The following is a 17,888-nucleotide window of genomic DNA, read 5'->3' on the forward strand; positions in this document are numbered from 1 at the left end:
CCTATTCCGCCGCCCGCGCCCGCGCCGGTGCGTCCGCATCGGCTTCAAGCAGGATGTCGCGCAGGACGCTGGCCATGCGGCGCACATTGGGCTCAAGCACCATCGAGTCGTGATCGCCCGGCACCTCGACGACGCGCAGACGCGGCATCCAGGGGCTCCAGCCGTTGTCGTCCAGCATATAGGTCCGGGCAGCAGTCACGAACCGTCCGGCCGAGACTTTCCAGCGCGGATCCAGCGGCGGGCGGAACATGGCAACAGGCCCGTCATAGGACGTGACCGTCATCCCCGGCAGCCAGGACAGGAAGGCCGCCTCGATCGCAAGATCGTGGAAGCTGCCCTGATCGGCCACCGCCCCGGCATCCAGCGCCTGCGATCGGCGCCGCTTGCCGATCTCATAGCGGATGCGGTCGCCGATCCATTGGCGCACAAAGCCCGCACCGCCTTCGCGCATCTCGCCCAGGCGGATCATCAGCCGGTCCTTGCGCGACAGCGGCTCGCGCAGGGGCAAGGGCGTGTCGAGCATCACGAGCATCGCGACCTCCTCGCCCTCGGCGCGCAATTGGCGGGCCATTTCATAGGCCGTCAGCCCGCCGCCCGAGAATCCGCCAAGCAGATAGGGTCCTTGTGGCTGCACTTCACGAATCTCGGCGATGTAGTCGCGGGCGGCCTCGGCAAAGCCGGGATGGGGTTCATCCTCGCCCAAAAGCCCGCGAGCCTGCAGGCCATAGAAGCGCCGGTCCGCACCCAGCCGCTGCGCAAGCTGCCGCAGGTTCATGACGTTGCCGAACATGCCCGCGACCATGAAGAAGGGCGTGCCTTCGCCGCGTCCGCCCATGTCGACCAGAAAGCGGCGGGACGGCCGCTCGGCCGTGGGCAGCGCACGGACATTGTCGGCGGCCGCGATCTCGCGCGGGCCGGTGCGTTGCTCGATCAGCGCGGCCAGTTCGGCAATGGTCGGCGCCTCGAACAAGGTCGAAATCGGCAGGTCCACCCCGAAGCCCTTGCGAACCTGACCGAACATGCGGACCGCGATCAGGGAATGCCCGCCCAGATCGAAGAAGCTGTCCGCCGCCCCGACCTGCGCGATGCCCAGAAGCTCGGACCAGATCGCGGCAAGCTCGGCCTGCACGCCCGGCGTCGGTTCCACGAAATCGCTGTCCAGATCCGGCCGCTCGAAGCCGCCTTCGGAAGGGGCTGCATCCTGCGTCACCCCCGCCTCGGCGATCAGCGCCGGAAGATCCAGCGACGAGACATAGACCTGTGCCAGTCCCGTCGAGATCGCGCGGGACAGCATCGCCGGGCCGATCGCGCCGGGAATGCCCTGGCTGATATTGTGGTGCAAGCGACGCTCGGCCGGGGACATGCTGCGCGTGGGCTGGACGCGCGTGCGTGGCGTCGCCGAAAGCGCGGCGGTCAGCTTGCGCAGGGCAAAGCCCCGGATCTCGACCGCGACCGTGCCGTCGGGCGCGGCCAGGGTGATGTCGAACTGCGCCATTCCCAGCGCATCGCTGTTTTCGGCGGCGTTGCGGATGCGGCTGACGACCTGAGCCGGAAGCGGGCGATGTATGCGGATCGCGCCATAACCCATCGGCACCCACAGGTGATCGGGCGACCAGCCCCGGATCAGCGCCATCGCCCAACCGGTCGCGATGTCCAGAAGCGCGGGATGGACCAACCAGCCCTGCCCGGCCTCGGCCGCGAATTCGGGGGAAAGCGACAGCTCGGCCACGCCTTCGTCCGCGGCGATGCGATAGCGGCGCAGCACCTTCCAGCGCGGGCCGAAATCCATCTGCCCCTCTTGTGCCGAAGGCAGCGCCTGCCCCTGCCCGTCCACGTCCCAGGGGCCCGAGACCACCAGCCGCGCCGGCTCTGCTGGGTCGTCCAGCGGGGCGACCTGGGCGCGGACATTCGCGCTGCCCTGCGGATCGTCAAGGATCTCGACCCCGAAGGCATCGCCGCGCGGGTCCAGTCGCGTCGTCACCAACGCGGTATCGGCGACCAGCACCGGGCGCTGGAACTCCAGATCGCGGATTTCCAGCGGCAGGCTCATGCCGGATTCCAGCGCGGCTTCGGCGATCAGTTCGATCCAGCCGGTGCCGGGCATCAGGGCCTGGCCCGCGGCGGTCTTGTGGCCGCCAATGATCCAGTGGTCCATCGACAGGGCCGTGCGGAACTCGCGCCCGCCGGGCATGGGCATGGTCTGATCGACAAGCGGCCGGTCGACCGGGGGTCCGGCGGCGACCGCATCCTCGATCCCGAGCGCGCGGGCGGCCATGCCGGTATCGGCCCAGACGCCCCAGTTCACGGCAACCACGCGACCCAACCCCGCAGGGGCGGCGCGCGCGACCGCGTTCAGATATTCGTTCGCCGCGACATAATCGGCCTGACCCGCCGGGGCGATGACGGAAGATGTCGATGCGAACAGCACCGTCAGCCGAACCGGATCGGCAGCCAATGCCTCGACCAGCGCGCGCGTGCCCAGCAGTTTCGGCGCCAGCACATCCCAGCTTTCATCGTCGGTCTTCGCCGCGATCAGGCTGTCACGGACAACGCCCGCCGCATGAAGGACCACGTCCAGCGCACCGAAACGATCGCGGGTGCCCGCAATGGCGCGGGCCATGTCCTCGGGGCTGGTGACATCGGCGCGAAGCGCGATCACCTCGGCCCCCATCGCCTCAAGCTTGCGGATCGCGGCGATGACCGGCCCCGCCTCAAGGCTGCCGCGGGTCGTCAGCGCCAGCCTTGCCCCGCCACGGCCCGCAAGTTCGCGCGCGATGGCCTGGCCGATCCCGCCGAAGCCGCCGGTGATCAGGCAGACCGAACCCGAGGGGATACCCTGCAAACCGTCATCAGGCAGCGGCACCGGCTCCAGCGACTGGACGAAACGTCTGCCATCGCGCCATGCGGCGATGGGCGCACCGGCCGGGGCCAGGGCCTCCTCCAGCAGCGTGGCGGCGACTGCGTCGGGGTTGGGACGCTCGGGCAGGCGGATATCGACCAGCCGTGCCGACACCCCCGGCATTTCATGCGGCAGCACGCGGACCGGACCGGCGGCGGTCGCCTTTTCGGGTGCGGGCGCAGCCTCGGCCGCCACGCGCAGGGCGTCGTTGCAGATCGCGATCAGGTCCAGCCGCGCATCGGGCATTTCCGCGCCGATCGCCTGCGCCAGATGAAGCAGGCTGAAGTAACCACGTTCAAGCCGGCTGTTCAGCAGGTTCGAACCGGCGCGGAACTGTGCGCCTTGCGTCAGCGACCACAGGTGCAGGATGCGGTCGGGCCGCATGTCCTGCGCCGCCAGCGCCGACAGCAGCATCTCGTAATCTTCGCGGTCCGATTCCAGCGGCAGGGTGAAGCGAGCATCACCCTTGTCGGCAAAGGTATCCGCGATCTGGACCGTCGCGACGCGCTGGCCCCTGCCCCGCAGCAGCGCGGCCAGCCGATCACCGATCCCCAGTTCGTCCGACAGAAGCAGCCAGTTGCGGGTGCCACTGACCACCGGACCGTCGGGGCCGATCTCCAGCGCGGGCGAGGCCAGCTTCCATGCGGGGCGCCAGCCCCATTCCGCAGGCTCGTCCAGACGCGCCAGTTCAGCCTCGGCCTCGGTCGCGGCATGGGCCGAACGCTCGATGAAATAGCGTTTGCGCTGGAAGGCATAGCCCGGCAGCGAAAGCCGCCTGCGCTGCGCGTCTCCCCAGATCTGGTCCCAGTCGATCGCGCCGCCACAGGCCCAGACCCGCGCCAGCGCCGCCATGAAGAACGTGTCGTCGCCCGTCTGGTGGTCGCGGTGGCGCAGGGCCGAGATCACCTGGTTCGCATTGACGGCAGGATGGGCCTTGGTCATGGCCTGCATCGCGCGCCCCGGCCCGACCTCAAGGAAGATCCGGTCGGGGTCCTGCGCCAGATGCGAGATCCCGTCGGCAAAGCGGACAGTCCCGCGCAAGTGCGCGACCCAGTAATCGGGGCTGGTCGCCTCGGCATCCGTCAGGGGCTGACCGCTGCGGTTCGAAATGATCGGGATCTGCGGGGCGCTTAGCCGGATCGAGGCCAGATAGGCGCGGAATTCATCCAGGATGCCGTCAAGCATCCGCGAATGCGCGGCAATCGAGATGGCGATGCGCTGGCATTCGATCTCTCGTGCGCTCACGCGGGCGGCAAAGGCGTCAAGCGCCGCATCCGGTCCCGACACGACGGACAGCCCCGGCCCGTTCACCGCGGCAAGGTCCAGTTGGCCCAGTTCCTCGGCGAGTTCCTCGGGCGGCAGCGGCACGCTCAGCATTCCACCCGCCGGGACACGGTCGAACAGCAGGCCGCGCAGGCGGACAAGCCCGATGCAATCCTCGAACGACATCACGCCCGCGATGCAGGCGGCGGTATTCTCGCCCATGGAATGGCCGATCAGGGCCGAGGGATGGACGCCCCAGCCGATCCAAAGCTGCGCCAGCGCATATTCGGTGATCATCAGCAGCGGCAATTGCAGCGAGGGCTGAAGCAAGCGGCGGTCCGCCTCGGCCTCGGCCCCGGGCTCGGGCAGCCACAGCGCGCGCAGGTCGGTTCCATGCGCGCTGGCCATGTGGTCCAGCCCCCGGTCCATCCATTCGCGGAAGACCGGTTCGGTTTCGTAAAGGCCTCGCGCCATGCCCGCATATTGCGCACCGCCGCCCGGCAGCATGAAGACCGCCGATGCCCCCGCGGCCACGGGCTGGTGGTCAAAGACCAGACGGGGGTCCAGCCCCTCCAGCAGGCCGGCCGCCTCGGCCGCATCATGGGCGACCAGTACCCGGCGACGGTCGAACTGGCGGCGGCCCTGCGTCAGGGTAAAGGACAGGTCGGCCATGTCCACGCCCGGATTGGCGCGCAGCCATTGCGCCAGCGCCGCCGCGTTCGCATCCAGCGCCGCCTTGCTGCGCCCGGAAACGGCGATGATGTGGAAGGGCCAGTCGGATTCCGCCGCCGCGGACAGGGCGGGTGGTTCCTGCAGCACCACATGGGCGTTGGTCCCGCCCACGCCCAGCGAGTTGACGCCAGCGCGGCGCAGACCCGGCAAGGGCCAGTCGCCCAGGCGGTCATTGACCCGGAACGGCCCACCGGCAAAATCGATGGCGGGGTTCGCGCTTTCATATCCAAGGCTGGCGGGAATCCGGCCGTGATGCAGGGCCAACGCGGTCTTGATCAGCCCCGCGCTGCCCGCCGCCGTATCGAGATGCCCGATATTCGTCTTGACCGAGCCGATGTGGCAAGGCCCCTGGCGCGTCCCGTCCGAGACCCGTGCATAGGCCTGATTCAGAGCCGCAACCTCGATCGGGTCGCCAAGCGCCGTGCCGGTGCCGTGGCACTCGACATAGCCGATCCCGTCCGAGGCGACGCCCGACATGACCAGCGCCTCGGCAATGGCCTGGGCCTGCCCTTCGACGCTGGGGGCCAGATAGCCCGCCTTGGCCGCGCCGTCGTTGTTGATCGCCGATCCCTTGATGACCGCCCAGACATGATCGCCATCGGCAATCGCGTCCTTCAGCCGGCGCAGCACCACGACCGCCGCACCGCTGCCAAAGACGGTGCCCTGGGCGCGGTGGTCAAAGGCGTGGCAATGCCCGTCCGGCGACAGGATCTCGTTCTCCTTGTAGAGATAGCCCAGGCCATGCGGCATCTCGATCGTGACGCCGCCCGCCAGCGCCATGTCGCATTCCCCGCTTTGCAGGGACTGGCAGGCCATGTGGATCGCGACCAGCGAGGTCGAGCAGGCCGTCTGCACGTTGACGCTGGGCCCGGTCAGGTCAAGGACATGGCTTGCGCGGGTCGACAGGAAGTCCTTGTCATTGCCGGTATGGCGCAGCAGGAAATGCCCGACCCCATCGACCAGATCGCGGTTCGAGCAGACGTTCCAGTAGAAATAGCTGCCCATGCCGCAGCCCGCCCAGACGCCGATCGGGCGGCGGAATTCCTCGGGGACATGGGCCGCGTCTTCAAGCGCGTGCCAGCAGGTCTCAAGGAACTTGCGGTGCTGGGGGTCCATGATCGCCGCTTCCTTGGGCGAAAGCCCGAAGAACTCGGCATCGAATTCGTCGAACTGGTCCAGGATGGCGGCAGCAGGAACATAGTTCGGATCGGAAAGCCTGCTCCTCGCCTCTCCGCGCGAGATCAGGTCGGCCTGGGACACGCGCTGGATCGATTCCACGCCCCGACAAAGGTTGTCCCAGTATTCGGCGACATTGGCCGCCCCTGGCAACTGCGCGGCCATCCCGACGATGGCAACATCGTTATCCAACACCTGGCTTTGATCCAAGGCCATGCATCCTTCAAAAAACTACGGTCCGCAGATTTCCTGCGACCGACACTAAACAACTGATGCGCGTATTCGGAATAGCGAATCCTGACCCCGCCACCAACCTATAAAACCGTTTGGAGGCCTGCCTTTTTCGGTAGAATCTGACTTGCGACCGGTCCATCGGCCGGTTCGTGGACACCGGCCAGCAGGCGCCGGGCATTCCCCATCAGTGTGCCGGCCATCAGCCATGTCACCGGCGTCAACGTCGCATTGGGGATCAGATCAAGGCAATTCATGGCCAGGATCAGCGCAAGACAGCCCAGAAGCCGGTATTCCGCCTGCGCTCCCGCCCCGATCCGCCGGGGCACGGCGCGCAGCATGGTCCAGATCGGCAGGATCAGCATCAGGAACTGCGCAAGATAGCCATAGACCCCTTTGGCCCCCATCCAGATCACCCAAAGCCCATCGGGAATTGCCGTCAACCTGCCGTTGAACGGATCAAGGAACAGGGAACGTCCCCAGCCCCCCCAGCCGAACAGCGGGCGTTCCAACGCGCGTTCGACCAGCTTCTCTTCGTTGGACAGGCGGAACTCCAGCGAACGCCCTCGCTCGGGCGAAAGCGACATGGCGGCGTCGACGATGCCGTTCAGCGGCACCAGGGACGAGGTGCGCAGCACCGGATAGGCAAAGGCAAGGCTGGCCACGACCGCTGCGGCGACGACCATCGTGCGCGGCCGTCCCAGCGCGACCAGCGGCGCGGCCATCATCGCCTGCAGCAGTGCCCCCGCCGACCGGCAGATCAGCAGGATGAAGGCCAGATAGCAGGCAATCAGCAGGTTCCGACGCGTCCGGTCGTTCCGCGCCACCACGATCGCCGAGACAAAGGCGCACATGGTCAGCACGGCCACCCAAAGCGGATGTTCCAGAAAGACGATGGGGCGGAACCCGCCATAGCGGATCGTCTGCCCGAAATCGTGCTGGAAATAGCCGTAAAGCATAATGTTCAACTGCGGGCTGAACCGCACCTCGAACAGCATCAGGACGCTATAGGCCAGGATGCCCAGCACCAGCGCGCGGACCAGGATCTCGGCCCCCTGCCGGTCCCAAAGCACGCGATAGCCCAAAAAGAACGGCAGAAGCTGGATATAGACCAGCATGGTTTCCGAAATGCCCTGGCTGATCGACAGCGCGGGACGATACTGGACCCCGCCGGGCAGAGGGTCGGAATTGGTCACGGTGGTCAGCATCGGGCTGGTGAAGTTCAGGATCAGCAGAAAGGTGACGAACTTGCCCCAATGGGGCGGCATCGGCGCGTCCTTGAACTTGTCACGCTGCAGGAACAGGAACAGCGCGGCGCACATCGCCGGGATCATGTGCTTGGTGATGCCCGGCACAGCCGGCAAGTCGATCGCGACTCCGGTCGGCAGCAGCAGATACCCTGCAAGCAGCGTCCAGACCACGGCCCTTTGCCGGTCCATCCGCGAAAACAATACTCCGGCCACCACCGGCCAAAGCAGCAGCATCATCAAGGCGACTGGCGGCAACCTCTCCCCCTGCCGGTTGGACCCGTCCGTCGGGGATCCGAATGTCGTTGCATTCGCTCCGACCCCGACCCATCCTGCCCAGGACCGGGGCCGGATGGGTCTTATCATGCAGTTCAGCTACCCCGACGGCAATGCCGTTCGGATCAATTGTCCAGATTCACCGACGCTGCTGGCCAAGGTGCGCGAACGCCTGGCCGAGGGTTATGGATTCGCGCTGGCAACGATCAATGTCGACCATCTTCAGCGCCTGTCCGAGGATGGGCACTTCCGCACCGCCTATGCCGCCCATGACCTTGTCTGCGCCGATGGCAACCCCATCGTCTGGCTGTCGCGGCTGGCCGGCCATCCGGTCAGGCTGGCCCCCGGCTCGGATCTGGTGCTGCCCCTTGCGGCCGAGGCGGCGGCGCTGGACCTGCCGATCGCTCTGGTGGGCAGCAACGACGAGTCGCTGGCGCTGGCAGCCCGCGCGATGCAGGCCCGCGTTCCGGGGCTGCGGGTGGCGCTGACCCATGCGCCGGGTTTTCCCTTCGACCCCGACGGGGCCGAAGCCCTGGGCATCATCGACAGCCTGCGCGCATCGGGCGCGCGGCTGTGCTTCCTTGCGCTTGGCGCGCCCCGGCAAGAGCTTTTCGCGATCCGCGCCCGCGATGCGCTGGGAAATGTGGGCTTCGCCTCGATCGGGGCGGGGCTGGATTTCCTGTCGGGGCAGCAGCGTCGCGCCCCCGCGCTGGTACGCCAGGCCAAGATGGAATGGCTGTGGCGGATGCTGTCGAACCCGCGGCGCCTGGCGCTGCGCTATGCCAAGGGCTTCGCGATTCTGCCCGGCCATGCGCTTGCCGCGATCAGGCAGCGCAGCGCGCGCCCCCAGGGCTGAGCGCGCCCCGCCCCGTTACGCGCCGGGGCTGAGAACCAACCAGTTCGATCCCTGAGGCGAGATATGGACCGTATCGCCCGCCTGCGGCAGCGCGGTCGCGGGCGCGTTGAAGCGGTCCAGAACGATATCGCGCTGACCCACCCGCGCCCGGAGCCGCTGGACCGAGCCCAGGAATTCGACCCCCGTCACCACCGCCGCGATGCCGGCATCGCCCAGCGCCAACCCCTCGGGGCGGGCGGCAAGGGTGATGCCCGCGGCGGGCAGCGGCCGGTTCAGCGCAACCTCGGTCCCTGCGACGCGCAGACGGCCGGTGGTGGGATCCAGAACCTCGGCATCAAAGCGGTTCAGCGTGCCGACAAAGCCCGCGACAAAATCGGTGGCCGGGTGGTCATAGATCTCGCGCGGGGTGCCGGTCTGGTCGGCGATGCCCTTGTGCATGACCACGATCCGGTCCGAGATCGACAGCGCCTCTTCCTGGTCATGGGTCACGAAAATGGTGGTGATGCCCAGCCGCTGCTGGATCTCGCGGATCTGGTTGCGCAGGCTGACGCGGATCTTTGCGTCCAGCGCCGAAAGCGGTTCGTCCAGCAAAAGGACACGCGGGCGCGGGGCGAGCGCGCGGGCCAGCGCCACGCGTTGCTGCTGCCCGCCTGAAAGCTGCCAGGGATAACGCCCACCCAGATCGGGCAGCCCGATCAGGTCCAGCATCTCGGCCACGCGGCTGGCGCGTTCGGATCGCGGCACGCCCGCGACCTTCAGGCCGAAACCCACATTGTCGGCGACCGTCAGGTTCGGGAACAGCGCATAGGCCTGAAACACCATGCCAATCTGGCGCTGGTTGGGGCGCAGCCGGGTCACGTCCTGCCCGTCGATCCTGATCCGCCCCTCGGTCGGGTCCTCGAAGCCCGCGACCATGCGCAGGACCGTGGTCTTGCCGCAGCCCGAGGGGCCAAGGAAGGACACGAACTCTCCCTTCTCGACAGACAGGTTGAAATCCTGCACGACCCTGGTCGCGCCAAAGGATTTCTGCAGGTGGTCGAGGGTCAGAAAGCTCATTTCGCGGTCTTTCGCACGCCCGCCAGGCGGGAGATCAGTTGCATGAGACCCATGCAGCCCCAGGTGGCGGCAAAGGCGATGACGGCCAGCGCGGCGGGTTCATAGGCGCGGTTCGCGCCCAGAAGCTGCATATAGGGCCCAAAGGCCGGGCGGTTCAGCAGCGCCGCCATCGTGAATTCACCGATGACGATGGCAAATGACAGGAAAGCCCCCGACATCACCGCGCCCAGCACGTTGGGCAGGATCAGACTGCCGATGATCCGCGCCCAGCCCGCGCCCAGGGACTGCGCCGCCTCGGTCAGGCTGCGCACGTCCAGGGTCGAAAGCCCGGTATCGACCGCGCGGTACATATAGGGCAGCGCCAGCGTGGCATAGCCGCACAGCAGCAGCAGGTTGGTGCCCTGGGCCGAGCCGGTCAGCGGCAGGATCGATGAGGTGTTGTAAAGCCGGACATAGCCGAAGACGACCACGATGGCTGGGATCACCAGTGGCAGCAGGGTCACGAACTCGATCACCGGGCGCAGTCGCGGCAGGCGCAGCCGCACCCAATAGGCCGTGGGCACCACCAGAAGTACGCCCAGCACGATCGTTGCCAGCGCCATGCCGACCGAATAGCCGAAGGTTTCCCGGAACTTCGGATCCGCCAGAACCGAGCGATAGGCGTCCAGCGTGTATTCCCCCCGCCGCATCCGCAGCGAGAATTCCAGAGTGCCGATCAGCGGCAGCAGGAAATAGATGCTGCCAAGGATGATCGCGCCCCAGGACCAGACCCGCTTCATCGCATCCACCTTTCGGCGCGGCTGCGCATGATGACATAGGCCAGGTTCGCAAGCCCCGTGACGACGATCATGCCAAAAGCCATCGCATAACCCAGATGCGGATCCTGCAGCACGTCGCCCCTGATCTGCGCGAACAGCATGATCGGCACGATCGATAGCGACGATCCTGTCAGCGCATAGGCCGTGGCCACCGCCCCGAAGCTGTTGGCAAACAGCAGCGCGAAGGTGCCCAGAAGCGACGGGAACAGGATCGGCAGCGCCACCATGCGCCAATATTGCCCGGTCGAGGCGCCCAGCACCTCGGCCGCCTCGCGCCATTCGCGCTTCAACCCCTCAAGCGCGGGGGTGATGATCAGGATCATCAGAGGAATCTGGAAGAACAGATAGGTCAGCGTCAGGCCCCAGAACGACAGCAGGTTGAAGCCCATCGCGTAGATGTTGATGCCGAACCATTGCCGCAGCAGCATGGTGACCAGACCTACCCGGCCCAGCGTCGAGATGAAGGCAAAGGCCAGCGGCACGCCCGCAAAGTTCGAGGCGACGCCCGAAAAGGTCATCAGCGGCGCCTTGATCCAGCCCGGCAGCCCGCCCATCACCACCGCAGCCGCCATCGCAAATCCGATCAGGCAACCCAGCGCCGCCGAAGCCAGCGAGATCTGGATCGAGATCGTGAAGCTGTCGACGATCCGGGGCGAGGACAGGCCTGCCAGATTGGCCAGCGTGAATTCGCCCTGCGGGTTCTGGAATGCGCCGATGACGATATTCATCGTCGGCAGCACCAGAAACAGCGCCGCGAAAGCGAAGAAGGGCACGACGCCCAGCCAGTTCCAGCCTGTTCTCATCCCCGTCCCTTCCGGCAGGCCCCGCCCTGAACGGGCGGGGCCATTCGCATCATTCCTTGACTGCGGCGCCCACGACGCTGTCCCAGCCCTCGGTCACGACCTTCTTGTTGGCCTCTTGCTGTTCCAGCGAGGGGAAAATCGCCTTTTCATAAGCCGCCGCCGGGGGCAGCGCGTCCAGCATTTCCTGCGGAACCTTGCCGTTCTTCACCAGGTCGTTGAAGCGGATCGGGTGGCAATAACCCTTGAGCCAGCCAAGCTGACCCTCATCCGAATACAGGTATTCCATCCACAGCTTCGCCGCGTTCGGATGCGGCGCAAAGGCCGAGATCGCCTGCACATAGACGCCCGCGACCACCCCATCCTCGGGGATCACGACTTCGACCGGGGGGTTGCCGTTCAGGCCGTCGCGCCAGCTGAGCAGGTTGTAATCCCAAGCCGTGACGATCGGGGTTGCGCCCTGCGCGATGGTCGCCGACTTGCCGATGACCGGGACGAAGTTCCCGGCCTTGTTGACCTGGGCCATCAGCTCCATGCCCTTCTGGCCCGACGCCTCGCCGGGTTCGCCGCCATTGGCGATGCCCGCCGCCATGACCGAGATGATCGCCTGCGCCGAGGCGCGCGGATCGCCGGCCAGCGCGAAGGCATTGGCGTATTCGGGCTTGGTCAGGTCTTTCCAGCTTGTCGGGACGGTGTCGACCAGGTCGGAGTTCACGCCAAAGGCCATGACGCCGTAATAGTCTCCGTACCAATAACCCTCGGCATCCTTCGCATCGTCCGGGATGCTGTCCCAGGTGGCGACCTTGTAGGGCTGAATCAGCCCTTCGGTCTTGGCCTGCGGACCGAAGGAAAGGCCCACATCGATCACGTCGGGCGCCTGCGGGCCCTTGTTGTCCTTGTTGGCGCGGATCGCCTCAAGTTCGTCGGCCGAACCCGCGTCGGGGTTCAGTTCGTTCACCTGGATGCCGGGGTATTTCGCCTTGAACCCCTCGATCACGGCGCCATAGCCGCACCAGTCATGCGGCAGCGCAATGGTGGTCAGCATGCCTTCGGCCTTTGCCGCCTGTTCCAGTGCCGCCAGATCCTGGGCCGAGGCAACCCCGGTCGAGGTCAATGCGATCATCGCGACAAGCCCGGTCGCGGTCGATTTACAGTTCATGTCGCAAACTCCGTTCGCAAACGAGCCGCAATCGGCGGCACCCCGTGCCACCTAGCGACGCCCAATGACAGTGATGCGACACAAGCCACTGCAACGCAAAGCTATTTCGATCTGCTTGCCTAAAAATCCAGGCGCTCAAGGAACAATCGTGGCCGAGACCTTCATCCCGCGCCCGAGCAGGTTGTATTCGACCTCGACCCTTTGCCCCGGAGCGAGAGGGCTGAAACTGGCAAAGGATCCCAGCGAAATGATCGAGCCGGGCTTCATCTCATACCCGCCCTCGCGGATCAGCCACAGCACCACATCCAGCGGATGTCCCATCAGGTGATCGCCGCGTGACACGGCCAATGTGGTGCCGTTCAGCTTCAGCGCGACGGTCATGCCCGCCAGCGCGGCAGCCGGGTCGGCAAATTCGGCAAGCGGGATGCCCTTGCCCATCACGCCGCGCCAGGGCGTCACGCCATAGGCCGCCATCAGCGGCCCGGTCGGAACCGAATTCCGCGCCAGGGCGATGTCGGGAAATTCGATGAAAGGGCGCACCTCGGACAGTGAGGCCGCGACTTCCTCGCGCGTCTGGGCCCGCATGATCGCGCTGTCCTTGACCACGACGACCAGGTCGGCCTCGTAATACGGGTTGCGACTACCCGTCAGGCTGAGGGTCGACCCGTCGGCTTGCAGCATCGGCGCAAAGAACAGTCCGGCGACCGGCTGGTCGATGGCAAAGCGCCGCTGCACCTCGGGCGAGGTGAAGCCCACTTTCACCCCGACAGGCGGGCCAAGTTCGGATTCCAGTACGGCGCGGAACGAGGCATAGGCGCAGCGCGCGTCGTCCATGTTCATGACCAGCGGGTCCGGCAGGCGCTGACCGGCAATCCAGCCGCGTGCAGCATTCTGCATCAGCGACGCGTCCGGACATGCGGCTTCTGCCGCCGACAGGCCGCAGCCAAGTGCCGCGGCCCAGATCACTGCTTTCATGCGGCCCTCGAACCACCGGTTTTGCCGCCACGATGCACCAAGGAAATCGCTGTGTCACCGCAGAATTCGCATCTTTTCAGGCGACAAGGTTTGCATCCCGCCCGCCATCCCATAGAAGGACTTACCCCAGCAGGACAGGGCAGCAGATGACCGACCAACCGACCCCGATGATGGCCCAGTATCTCGCGATCCGCGAGGCCAATCCGGGGTCGCTGCTATTCTATCGCATGGGCGATTTCTACGAGATGTTCTTTCAGGACGCGCTTGCCGCCTCGGCCGCGCTGGATATCGCGCTGACCAAGCGTGGAACGCATCTGGGCGAGCCGATCCCGATGTGCGGCGTGCCGGTCCATGCCGCCGAAAGCTATCTTCTGACCCTGATCCGCAAGGGTTTCCGCGTCGCCATCGCCGAGCAGATGGAGGATCCCGCCGAGGCCAGGAAACGCGGCGCGAAGTCGGTCGTCGCCCGCGACGTCGTGCGCCTTGTCACCCCCGGCACCCTGACCGAGGAATCCCTGCTGGAGGCGCGGCGGCACAATTTCCTGGCAAGCTTCGCCAATGTCCGGGACGATTGCGCGCTGGCGTGGGTCGATATCTCGACCGGCGAATTCCGGGTCATGCCCTGCCCCGCCCCCCGCCTTGCGCCCGAACTGGCCCGCCATGCCCCGCGCGAATTGCTGGCGGTCGAACGCTCGGGTCTGGACGAGATCGCAGCCGAAGCAGGTTCCGCCCTGACCGAGCTGCCGCCCGGCAGCTTCGACAGCGGTGCCGCGACCCGCAGGCTTTGCGCGCTGTTCCACGTGGAAACGCTTGAGGGCTTTGGCAATTTCGGCCGCGCCGAACTGGCCGCGATGGGCGCAATCGTCGACTATCTTGAGCTGACCCAGAAGGGCCGGATGCCGCTGCTGCGCCCGCCCGTGCGCGAAGCGTCGGGCGGGGCGATGCAGATCGACGCGGCGACCCGCCGCAATCTGGAACTGACGCAGGCCCTGTCGGGCGGGCGCGAAGGCTCGCTTCTGGCAGCGATCGACCGGACGATGACCGCGGGCGGCGCGCGCCTTCTGGAACGTCGCATCAGCGCGCCGTCGCGCGAGCTGGATCTGATCCATGCCCGCCAGTCCGCCGTCGCCCATCTGGGCAGCGATCCCCGCCTGACTGCCGACCTGCGCGAGGCCCTGTCGCGCAGCCCGGACATGGACCGCGCCCTGTCGCGACTGGCGCTGGACCGCGGCGGACCGCGCGATCTTGCCGCAATCCGCAGCGGGCTGACGCAGGGCGCCGCCATCGCCACCATGCTGGCCGAGGATGCGCCCGCCGTTCTGGCCGAGGCCGCGCGCGACCTGACCGGCCATGACGAGATCGTCGATCTGCTGGACGATGCCCTGATTGCCGAACCGCCGCTGCTGGCACGCGACGGGGGCTTCGTCGCCGCCGGTTACGACGCCGATCTGGACGAGACGCGCCGGCTGCGCGACGAAGGGCGCGGCGTCATCGCGCGGATGCAGGCGGACTATATTGCCGAAACCGGCGTCACCAGCCTGAAGATCAAGCACAACAACGTGCTGGGCTATTTCATCGAGACGACCTCGACCCATTCCGAGCGGATGCTGGCCCCACCGCTGAACGCGCGCTTCATCCACCGCCAGACCACCGCCAACCAGATCCGCTTCACCACGGTCGAACTGTCCGAACTGGAAACCCGGATCCTGAACGCCCGCGACCGCGCGCTGGAGATCGAGCGCGAGATCTTTGCCCGGCTGTGTCGCGCCGTGCTGGAGGCGGCGGGCCGGATCGGACAGGCCGCACGCGCCCTGGCGGAAATCGACCTGACCGGGGGCTTTGCCGATCTTGCCAGCGGTGAAGGCTGGGTGCGGCCCCATGTCGATGCCAGCCGGGCCTTTCTGATCGAGGGCGGCCGCCATCCGGTCGTCGAACGCGCCCTGAAGCGCAAGGGCGAAGCCTTCGTCGCCAATGACTGCGCCCTGACCGCGGGCGAAACTCCGGCGATCTGGCTGCTGACCGGCCCCAACATGGCCGGCAAATCGACCTTCCTGCGACAGAATGCGCTGATCGCGATCCTTGCGCAGGCAGGAGCCTTTGTGCCTGCCCGCAAGGCCCATATCGGCATGGTCAGCCAGCTTTTCAGCCGCGTCGGCGCGGCCGACGACCTGGCGCGCGGGCGATCGACCTTCATGGTCGAGATGGTCGAGACGGCGGCGATCCTGAACCAGGCGGACGATCATGCGCTGGTCATCCTGGACGAGATCGGGCGCGGTACCGCGACCTGGGACGGTCTCAGCATCGCTTGGGCGGTGATGGAGCATCTGCATGCCAGCAACCGCTGCCGCGCGCTTTTCGCAACGCATTACCACGAGATGACCTCGCTTTCCGCCCGCCTGCCGGGGGTCGAGAATGCCACCGTCGCGGTTCGCGAATGGGAAGGCGAGGTGATCTTCCTGCACGAGGTCCGCAAGGGCGCGGCCGATCGCAGCTATGGTGTGCAGGTCGCACGGCTGGCCGGGCTGCCACCCTCGGTCGTGGAACGTGCCAAGGAAATCCTGCACCAGCTGGAAAGCGGCGAACGCGAAGGCGCGGGCAAGCCCGCCGCCCTGCTGGACGACCTGCCGCTGTTTCGCGCCGCCCCACCGCCTCCGCCCCGGCCCGCAAAGGCACAGGCGTCCGAGGTCGAGGCGCGGCTCAAGGATGTGAACCCCGACGCGATCACCGCGCGCGAGGCGCTGGATCTGGTCTATGAACTGCGCGGGATGATGGTGGACCAGGCGGGCTGAGCGGCCTCAGATCTCGACCTTGCCGAAGCTTTCGCGAAGTGCCGCCGACCATGCTGCGGACATCGCCATGAAACCCGGATCGCCTTCAAGGATGCGGCGGCGATGGCTGACGCGCAGCGCGTCCTTTTCGATCACCGCAAGGTCCAGCGGCATGCCGACCGACAGGTTCGAGCGCAGGGTGGAATCCATCGACAGCAGCACCGCCTTTTGCGCATCGGCCAGGCTGGTCGCAGGCGTCACCACGCGGTCAAGGATGGGCTTGCCGTACTTATGCTCGCCAATCTGCAGGAAGGGCGTGTCCTCGGTCGCCATGATGAAGTTGCCCTGCGGATAGATCAGGAAAAGGCGCATCTCGCCCCCGCGACGCTGGCCCGCGACGATCATGCTGGCGCTGGCCTGCTGGGACAGTTCGCGGGTCTGTTCGGCGATCTCGCAGCGGGTGCGGTTCAAGGTGTCGCCGATGATCGTCGCGACCTGCAGCATCGAAGCGGCCTTCATGATCGAAGTCGTCTCATCCGCATCCGGATCCTCGATCGCCTCCTGCAGGCGGCCCAGCGTCGTCTGCGTGACGGACAGGCTGCCCGCGGTCAGGATGGCGATGACCCGCTCGCCCGGTTCCTCGAAGAAGAACATCTTGCGATAGGTCGAGATGTTGTCCAGCCCGGCATTGGTGCGCGAATCCGACAGCAGCACCAGCCCCGCATCCAGTATCAGACCGACGCAATAGGTCATGTCGCCCTCTCTCGTCACCTTCGTGAAGGATGCGTTACGATCCCGCCGTCTTCAAGGCAACAGGCCCGCGGACTATTGCTGAACCTCCTCGACATGGACGCGAACATCCAGGCTTTCGATGGCAATCCCGAAGGCCATGCCGCGCACCGGCGCAGCGTCCTGCGCGTCATAGCCCGAACCAAGCCGCACATAGCGGTCATCCGGGCAGCAGGCATTCGCCGCGTCGAAGCCGACCCAGCCCAGCGCACCGACATGAAGCTCGGCCCAGGCATGGGCGGCATCATGGGGCGTCCCGTCGACGGTCGAGTGCAGATAGCCAGAAACATATCGCGCGGGCAGCCCCGCCACACGCGCGCAGGCGATCAGGATATGCGAGAAATCCTGACAGACCCCCTGCCCACGGCCCAGCGCCTCGCTGGCAGTGGTCGAGGCGACGGTCGCGCCAGGGGTAAATGCCATTGCACCATGGACAGCGGCGGCAAGTCGGTGGGCCAGGTCAAGCCTGTCCTCACCGCTGACCGAGGCGGCAAGGCCGCGCAGCGCCTCGTCGGGGCGCGTCCCCGGCGTTTCGCGCAGATAGACAAGGGGGCTGACCGTCTCGCGATGGCCGCGCAGAACGCCCGCCGTGTCCCGCGTCTCGACCAGCCCGTCGATCGAAACCGTGACCGATTCGATCGGGCCGCGCACGGTCCAGGCCTCGATCCAGTCGCCCGCGCCGTCGCGGAAGCCCGCGCCCCGCTGGCCGTTGGTCACGCCGATGCGCCATTCGCCGACGCGCTGCCCTTCGTGGACCGAAGGCGTCAGGCGCAGGCTTTGGACCAAAGCCTCGACCGGCGTGTCATAGCTGTAGTTGGTCTCGTGGATGATCTTCAGTTTCAT

At 66.7% G+C, this 17,888-nt stretch carries 11 protein-coding genes; 2 read left to right on the forward strand and 9 right to left on the reverse strand.

Annotated features, from left to right (window positions below):
- Position 1: 1 nt before the first annotated feature.
- Both RM190_RS00885 and RM190_RS00890 read right to left on the reverse strand, forming a co-directional pair.
- Positions 2–6,286, reverse strand: coding sequence for a type I polyketide synthase (locus tag RM190_RS00885; protein WP_311757501.1), 6,285 nt, complete (start codon positions 6,284–6,286; stop codon positions 2–4).
- A 98-nt stretch (positions 6,287–6,384) separates the two neighbouring features.
- The gene (locus RM190_RS00890; RefSeq protein ID WP_311757502.1) at positions 6,385–7,788 is read right to left on the reverse strand and encodes a hypothetical protein; all 1,404 of its coding nucleotides are present in this window, start codon (positions 7,786–7,788) and stop codon (positions 6,385–6,387) included.
- 124 nt (positions 7,789–7,912) lie between these two features.
- On the opposite strand from RM190_RS00890, the gene RM190_RS00895 reads away from it, so the two are divergent.
- Complete coding sequence (locus tag RM190_RS00895; protein ID WP_311757503.1) at positions 7,913–8,680, forward strand: WecB/TagA/CpsF family glycosyltransferase; 768 nt, start codon at positions 7,913–7,915, stop codon at positions 8,678–8,680.
- Positions 8,681–8,695: 15 nt separating this feature from the next.
- Here RM190_RS00895 and RM190_RS00900 read toward each other — a convergent pair whose 3' ends face one another.
- The 5 genes from RM190_RS00900 to RM190_RS00920 all read right to left on the reverse strand — a co-directional run bounded on the left by RM190_RS00900 (position 8,696) and on the right by RM190_RS00920 (position 13,488).
- Positions 8,696–9,736 (reverse strand): ABC transporter ATP-binding protein, encoded by a 1,041-nt coding sequence (locus tag RM190_RS00900; protein ID WP_311757504.1) that lies wholly within the window; start codon positions 9,734–9,736, stop codon positions 8,696–8,698.
- The gene (locus RM190_RS00905) at positions 9,733–10,515 is read right to left on the reverse strand and encodes an ABC transporter permease (RefSeq protein WP_311757505.1); all 783 of its coding nucleotides are present in this window, start codon (positions 10,513–10,515) and stop codon (positions 9,733–9,735) included. Before RM190_RS00905 ends, RM190_RS00900 begins: the two co-directional genes overlap by 4 nt.
- Positions 10,512–11,357, reverse strand: coding sequence for an ABC transporter permease (locus tag RM190_RS00910; protein ID WP_311757506.1), 846 nt, complete (start codon positions 11,355–11,357; stop codon positions 10,512–10,514). Before RM190_RS00910 ends, RM190_RS00905 begins: the two co-directional genes overlap by 4 nt.
- 49 nt (positions 11,358–11,406) lie before the next feature.
- Entirely contained in the window at positions 11,407–12,477 is a 1,071-nt protein-coding gene (locus tag RM190_RS00915) for an ABC transporter substrate-binding protein (RefSeq protein WP_390907799.1), read from the reverse strand.
- 171 nt (positions 12,478–12,648) lie between these two features.
- Positions 12,649–13,488, reverse strand: a complete 840-nt coding sequence (locus RM190_RS00920; RefSeq protein ID WP_311757508.1) for a 2-keto-4-pentenoate hydratase — start codon at positions 13,486–13,488, stop codon at positions 12,649–12,651.
- A gap of 146 nt (positions 13,489–13,634) precedes the next feature.
- Between RM190_RS00920 and mutS the strand changes: the two genes are divergently transcribed.
- A complete protein-coding gene (mutS, locus tag RM190_RS00925; protein ID WP_311757509.1) occupies positions 13,635–16,277 on the forward strand; it encodes a DNA mismatch repair protein MutS in 2,643 nt (880 codons plus the stop codon).
- Positions 16,278–16,283: 6 nt separating this feature from the next.
- Here mutS and RM190_RS00930 read toward each other — a convergent pair whose 3' ends face one another.
- Positions 16,284–17,009: a peptidase gene (locus RM190_RS00930; protein WP_311757807.1), complete on the reverse strand. Its 726-nt coding sequence runs from the start codon at positions 17,007–17,009 to the stop codon at positions 16,284–16,286.
- Positions 17,010–17,081: 72 nt separating this feature from the next.
- Positions 17,082–17,888, reverse strand: coding sequence for a transglutaminase family protein (locus RM190_RS00935; protein ID WP_311757510.1), 807 nt, complete (start codon positions 17,886–17,888; stop codon positions 17,082–17,084).

The sequence above is a fragment of the Paracoccus broussonetiae genome, from assembly GCF_031854425.1.
Classification (GTDB): domain Bacteria; phylum Pseudomonadota; class Alphaproteobacteria; order Rhodobacterales; family Rhodobacteraceae; genus Paracoccus; species Paracoccus broussonetiae.

Bases quoted from the DNA above. Each gene is read 5' to 3' on its own strand.
- RM190_RS00910 (WP_311757506.1), bottom strand. From the start codon at position 11,357: ATGAGAACAGGCTGGAACTGGCTGGGCGTCGTGCCCTTCTTCGCTTTC.
- RM190_RS00915 (WP_390907799.1), bottom strand. From the start codon at position 12,477: ATGATCGCATTGACCTCGACCGGGGTTGCCTCGGCCCAGGATCTGGCG.
- RM190_RS00885 (WP_311757501.1), bottom strand. From the start codon at position 6,286: ATGGCCTTGGATCAAAGCCAGGTGTTGGATAACGATGTTGCCATCGTC.
- mutS (WP_311757509.1), top strand. From the start codon at position 13,635: ATGACCGACCAACCGACCCCGATGATGGCCCAGTATCTCGCGATCCGC.
- RM190_RS00930 (WP_311757807.1), bottom strand. From the start codon at position 17,009: ATGACCTATTGCGTCGGTCTGATACTGGATGCGGGGCTGGTGCTGCTG.
- RM190_RS00895 (WP_311757503.1), top strand. From the start codon at position 7,913: ATGCAGTTCAGCTACCCCGACGGCAATGCCGTTCGGATCAATTGTCCA.
- RM190_RS00935 (WP_311757510.1), bottom strand. From the start codon at position 17,888: ATGAAACTGAAGATCATCCACGAGACCAACTACAGCTATGACACGCCG.
- RM190_RS00905 (WP_311757505.1), bottom strand. From the start codon at position 10,515: ATGAAGCGGGTCTGGTCCTGGGGCGCGATCATCCTTGGCAGCATCTAT.
- RM190_RS00900 (WP_311757504.1), bottom strand. From the start codon at position 9,736: ATGAGCTTTCTGACCCTCGACCACCTGCAGAAATCCTTTGGCGCGACC.
- RM190_RS00920 (WP_311757508.1), bottom strand. From the start codon at position 13,488: ATGAAAGCAGTGATCTGGGCCGCGGCACTTGGCTGCGGCCTGTCGGCG.
- RM190_RS00890 (WP_311757502.1), bottom strand. From the start codon at position 7,788: ATGATGCTGCTGCTTTGGCCGGTGGTGGCCGGAGTATTGTTTTCGCGG.